This is a genomic window from Dapis brunnea BLCC-M229 (assembly GCF_050015995.1).
In the GTDB taxonomy this organism is placed as follows: Bacteria; Cyanobacteriota; Cyanobacteriia; order Cyanobacteriales; family Microcoleaceae; genus Trichodesmium.
Genome location: NZ_JBNHEP010000198.1, coordinates 14,730 through 21,514, shown reverse-complemented (window position 1 = coordinate 21,514; position 6,785 = coordinate 14,730). Strand labels below are relative to the sequence as shown.

3 protein-coding genes are annotated in these 6,785 nt (G+C 39.5%); all 3 read right to left on the bottom strand.

The window, feature by feature from the left end:
• A partial coding sequence (locus tag ACP6PM_RS22140; RefSeq protein WP_472847522.1) for an nSTAND1 domain-containing NTPase occupies positions 1–3,450 on the bottom strand: 3,450 nt, incomplete at its 3' end.
• Between the two features lie 366 nt (positions 3,451–3,816).
• The gene (locus ACP6PM_RS22135; protein WP_426588438.1) at positions 3,817–5,136 is read right to left on the bottom strand and encodes an ATP-binding protein; all 1,320 of its coding nucleotides are present in this window, start codon (positions 5,134–5,136) and stop codon (positions 3,817–3,819) included.
• A 566-nt stretch (positions 5,137–5,702) separates the two neighbouring features.
• The coding region (locus ACP6PM_RS22130; protein ID WP_426588436.1) for a WD40 repeat domain-containing protein at positions 5,703–6,785 on the bottom strand (1,083 nt) is incomplete at its 5' end.

Here is a 6,785-nt window from a genome sequence, read left to right as displayed (position 1 = left end):
CTCCAGAGTCTGCAGCTCCTTCCCCTGACGGTTCCACAACTTCACTGTTTTGTCAGCACTTGCAGTTGCTATAGTCTCTCCATCCCGACTAAATGCTACACCATAGACCCTATTCTCATGGCTTTCCAAACGGTTATGCTCTCTAAACTTCTCATTAGGTTTGTAAATTGCTGTTCGGAGAATATTTATGAGTTTTCTAGTATCACCTCTGGGATCAAATTCACCATCAATTTGTTTTTGTCTAGCTGCCATCGCAGTCATCAGGTGATCTAATTGCTTACTTGATATGGACAAAACTCTCGCCTCACTTGTTTGAGCAATAATAGCTTGCTTTCTTGCCTTTTTATTTTCCCTTTGTTCCCTCAAGGCAAATATTGTCATTCCTCCTGCCAATACTGCCATCACCAAGGAAGCAGCAACCGAAACTCTAACCAACCATTTCTGTAACTGCCGTTGTTTTGCTTCTGCTTGTCGTTGTTTTTCCTCTGCTTGTTCCAGTTGCTCTAGTATTTCATTTCCTTTCCTTTGCCGAATAAACCCAACCAAATAATCATGTACCAACTGATAACGGTCTGCTGGTTTTTCCGGCAACAAAAACACTAATCCTGAACCCACAAAAATCTTTAGGACTAACTCTAAATCTGCTACATTCAACTTACTTTCTTTCTCTAATTCTGCCTGAGTTTTCAGAGGTCGAGTATTATTTTCATCAGTCAATAATAACAACACTAACCAAGCTAATTCTTCATTTTCTTCCCCACAGTCTTGCACCACTTCTGCTAAATATTTATCCACCAGTGTTGCTTTAGAGTTATCTCCTAAATCTTGATATTTTTCCAGAGTAGTAATATTATCAGTCTGAAGTTGTGCCCCTACAACTTGCAATTCTATCGGACGAATATCTCCCAACTCCTCAGCTAAATCTTCCACCAACTTTTCAGTCAGATTTGCATCTATTTTAAACTGAGAATTTGCCGTTAATCCCTGAATAACTAATTTTGCCTGTGACTGAGAAAAATTTCCTAAGTAATAGAGAATATCTTTCTTTAAAATATCATTATTAATTGCCTCCAAATTTCCCAAGCGATTAAACTCTAATAAATAATGAATATAATCTGACCGCAGAGATAAAACAATTTTCACAGAATCAATATTTAAACATTTTTGGAGAAACTGAGCAAATTCTAGTTTATCCCTTGGTTCGCTATTTTCAAAGAAAAACTCCTCAAATTGGTCAAAAATAATAACCGTCAGTAGATTTGATTTATGATTATTTTCCAACTGAGCAAAAATTCCCTCAGTCGAGCTTAGACTCTCTAAATTAACAGCTAAATCTTGAGTTTTTGGCAATTGTTCAGCTAAACGTTTTCCCAATCCAGAAATCCAATGAACATAAACTCGCTGCAAAACTACCACCACATCACGACTATCAATTGATTTTTGCTCTAAAACAGGAATTAATCCAGCCTGTAAAATCGAACTTTTACCAACTCCTGATTGCCCATGAATAACTATGAGTTTATAGTCAAGGCGACTAATTCTTTCTAGCAAGTTTTCTACATCAAACTGTCGTCCAGATGCAGCAATTTCTTGAGTAATTTTTTGTTGCTTAATTCTTTGTTTCGACTGAGGTAAAGCAGGATTTATATTTTCTTTTGTACCTCCCAAACGATTAGCGCCAATAAAAGCTACAAACCCAAATTGTTGTTCTGTTTTTTGTCGTTCTTGCTTTAATTCAAAAGCTTTGAGATATTCTTGTTGTTGGTTATATATTTCTCGTAATTCTCTGATAATTTCAATGTAAAATCTAGGGTTATATTTAGGTTCTGTTGTATCTTTAGCTTGTTCAAAATTGTCTATTGCTGATTTGATTTTACCTAAACCTTTTTCAGCTTTAGCTAAAGAAAATAAATATCTACCCAGACGAGAATACTGTTCCCAATCTAAAGTTATTTTGTCTTGTTCTGATGTCGGAGGAGATGCAGCAGCTAGGGTTTTATTGAAGATTTTAAGAGCTTTTTGAGCGAGTTTTTTGGCTTGTTTATAGTTACTTTTGGCTAGTTCAAATTCGGCTAAAAAATCGTAGGCACAAGCTAGTCGAAATGAGGTTTGGCGATCGCTCGGCAATTCTTTGATGACCTCTCCCCCAGCCCCTCTCCTACCAGGAGAGGGGAGAAGAATATCTGAAGCTCCCCCTTCCCTGGCAGGGAATGATGAGGAGCGATCGCTCGGCAATTCTTTGATGACCTCTCCCCCAGCCCCTCTCCTACCAGGAGAGGGGAGAAGAATATCTGAAGCTCCCCCTTCCCTGGCAGGGAATGATGAGGAGCGATCGCTCGGCAATTCTTTGATGACCTCTCCCCCAGCCCCTCTCCTACGAGGAGAGGGGAGAAGATGATCTGAAACTCCCCCTTCCCTAGCAGGGAAGGGGGTTGGGGGGTTAGGTCTTCTGCGGGGTTCGGGACGAGCTAAAACCTCTATTGCTCTATTCGCAACAGTCTTCAACTCATCCCAACGTTCCAAAGTCTGCAAAACCTCTCCCCAAGCATTGATAAACTTAGCAACTAAGTCTGGACGGTTAATTGCCTCAAACCCTTCTATTAACTGTTGAAAATAAGAGCAAGCTTTCTCACAAGCCATATCTTTTTCTGCTCTATGTTTAACCGCATAAAAACGCCACCACAAACCCAAATAATAATAAGTGTGAGCCACTCGCAAAGGGTTGTTAAGTTCTTGCCAAAGTTCGAGACTCCGTTGATAATGGTTTAGTGCTGTTTCCTCATAATTATTTGCTGCCCTACCTAAAACAAATTCTAAACCCGCCTCTAATTCTGGCTCTAAACTGATTCCTCTATTTGCCAATTCCTGCCGTGCGTCTAACAATTCTTGATAAGTAGATTCTGCTAAACCCAAGTCAGCATAATCTAAAAATATTCCGGCTCCACTTTCTAAAACTTTCTGATAAACACTCTCACTCGTCTGTTGAATAAAATCAATTAATTCTTGAGTCGGAGTTTCAAATACAGTGAGACTTGTCCAAGTTTCAAAATCAGGAATTAAGCGAATAAACTTCCGGGAAACCTCTGCATCTATCCATAAAATGATAGGAAAGCGACAATTTTTTCTAAACTCCTCCCGCACTAACCCCGTTGATACAAGCAATTTATCAATATCTGCCACTGACTCCAAACCCCAAACCATAAAAGCATCTGGTTGTTTATCTCCTAACTTTTTGCGGATAGTGGCATAAAGTTCTCTGACCGACTCATCTAACTGCAACTGTGCTAAATTTCCAGAAAAAGATGACTGGAGTTGTTGAATTAGCCGTTGACGCTGACTAAGATTATTGCAGCAGGCTAAAAATAACCGAAATTTGCCTTGAGACATTTCCATGCCTCGAAGTAATTTCTGTAATAATTTTTGATTGTTAACTTCTAAGTTGGTAGACATAAAATTTTGATATAGATAGGATTTAAGATTGCTTTCCTGTCGGTCGCAATGACGAAAGTAGGTTTTACTGGATAATTCTAAGAATGTTGGGTTTCGTTTCCTCAACCCAACCTACGCTTACTTGTAATGTCATTGCGAATGGAACGGAGTGGAATGAAGCAATCTCTCAAACCTAGAGATTGCTTCCCTGTCGGTCGCAATGACGAAAATAGGTTGTGCTGCATAAGTCCTAAGAATGTTGGGTTTCGATGACTCAACCCAACCTACTGGACTGAAACATCTAAAATTGTGGGTTACATCAATTGGGGGCGGGTTTATCTAACTTTAGGTGAAAGCTCATTAATTTAACGGGGAAACCCGCCCCTACTATTGCCCACTCTGCAATTCTGGCGCATCTTTTAACAAAGGATTAATATCAAACCAAGAACCTTTATCGTCTTGATACTCATAAACAAACATACTCCGGATTAAAGTTTGGTATCCGTCATCTCCCGTTACTTTTTGTGTTTGTACAACTCGGCGTAATAATTCCCACTCTTTGTCATCTATAGCTAAAAGTCGCTGATTACGAAAAGTTTTAATTACGTTAGCAACAGTAGCATGGGAGATGGGAAACTCTCCTTCTTCTATAATCGCCTCATTAACTATTCGCAATACATTCCTGACATGACCTCCACTAATACGACATAAATAGTCTAGGGTTTCCTGACTATCAAATATTTCTGTAACTTTTACCAAGCGTTCCTGGGGGTCTAATTCTGGAAAGGCTCTTGCCAGCACTAACTGTCTAACTAATTCCATTCCTTGAGTAGAGTCACTACCATCCCGTAAATGGGTCGCTACCATTGGCAATACATGGAGTTCTTTCTTAAACCGTTGGGTTAATGTTTCATAGTCATTGGAAAATCTCAATGCCAGAGGAATAGTATAAATTAGGTGGCAGTTGAGACCCATCAGTTGTTCGCCCCGGTCAACAAAGAGATATTCTGGTTGAGGTCTCCCCCACTCTTTAGCTACACTATTGACTTTATCCAGGTTATCAACAATGACAACTAATCCTTGTTTGCCATACTGCTGCAGCTTTTTGTTTGCAGGTTCGACCAATTCTTGGTTAATGGTTTCAATAATATTACCCGTGCGTGATTCCAGAAAGTTTCTGAGTTTACTGCGAACTTCAGGACTAGCTTTTGCTTGGGCAGTTATTTTGGCAATTCCGAAAGAAAGTTCAACTTGAGGAGATATTTCTATTTCTGTCTGCAATAATTTGGCAGCTCCCTCAACTATACCTTTGAGTTTTGTAGGTTCGTTTAAGTTAAGCTTTTCCCACTTTTGCAAACTTTCACTCACCTGTTGGGCAATAGTTAGAAGAATATCGCTGATATCTACATCTCCCATTTCTAGATTTTTGTCAGACTCGACGTAGACAACATGAAATCCTTCTGTTTCTAACTGTTGCTTGAGTCGCCAGAGTTCCGTAGACTTGCCACAACCAATATGTCCCGTAAATAGTTGGCAAGTAGGTCTGTCTGTAGACCAGATAATAGTTTTTTTCAATTTTTTGATAACTTCTCCCCCACGCACTGGGGAAAAGTCAATATAGTATTTTGTGTCAATTTCTGCATTGTCTATAAACAGAGGAACACCAGGGTCTGTTGCTCGATAGAAGGCTTTGACATTTACAGTCATAATATTTTATATCCTACATTACGCACGACAAAATGTAGTATAAAAAATAGGAGACAGGAGACAGGAGACAGGAGACAGGAGACAATTATAGTGGTCAATAGAAGTAAGTAATTGAGTATTTATGCTTAATATTTTCCTGAGAATTTGACGAGTCAGAAACGTCAATGAATGGGAGCTATATAGTATAAATACTTACCAAGCTACCGTTTTTTATACTACTTTTAATGTTACAACTTGACGTGCGGAATGTGGGTTATATAAATGTACTAATCTATTTTAGAATAGATAATTGTAGATCCGCCAGTATTCGCACCCTATTCCTTTGCATAAACTAGACGTTCACATTATCAACAGGACTTACGCATGAGGTAGGAAAAACTAGGATTTGAGATTGCTTCCCTGTCGGTCGCAATGACGAAAATACCTTGTACTGCGTAAGTCCTAATCAAAATAATTGAGTCCCGCAACCCCACTTTTTAAGGCGAAATGTTTTTGGAGGGTTACTCACGCATCCCCGTTACAAAAAAACTTCTGACTTCTGACTTCTGACTTCTGACTTCATTAACTCACTGCTCGATCGCCGATCCGTAAATTTGCCAAAGCTGAATTATATTATCCTCTGCCACGCTTACAAGCTGCTGACTATCAGGACTAAAAACAATTGCACCATAACCTTTGATACTCCTCAACAATTTTCCACTGCTAATATCCCACAGATTAATCTTACCATCCTCACTACTGCTAGCGAGAATTTTGCCATCTGGACTAATAGCGATCGCCTTAATTGCTTGAGAATGTTTTTCTAGAGTATGACGCACTTCCCAGGTTTCCACATCCCAGACTAAAATATTATTTTCTCCCCGTATTGCATGAGCAATAGTTTGCCCATCCTGACTGAAAGCGATCGCCTCTATCCTTTGATTATTATTTTTACTGGGTATAGACAGATTTTTCAAAAGTTGCCCCTGGGCGACATTCCAGAGTCGAATATATCTAGGTCCTCCACTGGTTGCCATCCGCAGACCCTCAGCACCAAAAGCAATGGGTTGCGTACCATTCATCCTTTGTAGTAGTCGCCCGGTATCAACATCCCACAATTTAATTCCGCGAGCTGCACTGCATCCTACCACTGCTCTGCTATCAGCAGTGAAACCCACAGCAGTCACTACGTCAGAATGCAAAAAACTGGTTAGTATTTCTCCTGTAGGAATATCCCACAATTTTACTGTGCCATCCTCACTTCCACTTGCTAAGGTTTTGCCATCTGGACTAATTGCTAGTGAGAGTACATTGGCGGTATGACTTGATAAAGTATCTAGTAGTTTGCTACTTTCTAAGTTCCATAGTTGAATATTTTTCCCCCTGCTACTAGCTAATATTTTGCCATTAAAAGCGATCGCTACAGGTAAAGAAGAATCTGGTTGCTGATTAGATAGGGAACGAACTAATCTAGGTGCAAGGATAAAATCGTTAGTAATATCTGGCTGTGTTTCTGATTCTGAGTTTCCGGGAATAGCAGTTTCGGGCGATAATGTTTGAGAATTTGCTGCTATTGTTGGTGTTGGTGTTTGGGATGAAGTTTGTGGTGGTCTTGTTATTTGTGTTTCTGTATTTTCTGTATTTTCTGTTGTTGGTTGGGATGAAGTTTG

Bases quoted from the DNA above. Each gene is read 5' to 3' on its own strand.
- ACP6PM_RS22135 (WP_426588438.1), bottom strand. From the start codon at position 5,136: ATGACTGTAAATGTCAAAGCCTTCTATCGAGCAACAGACCCTGGTGTT.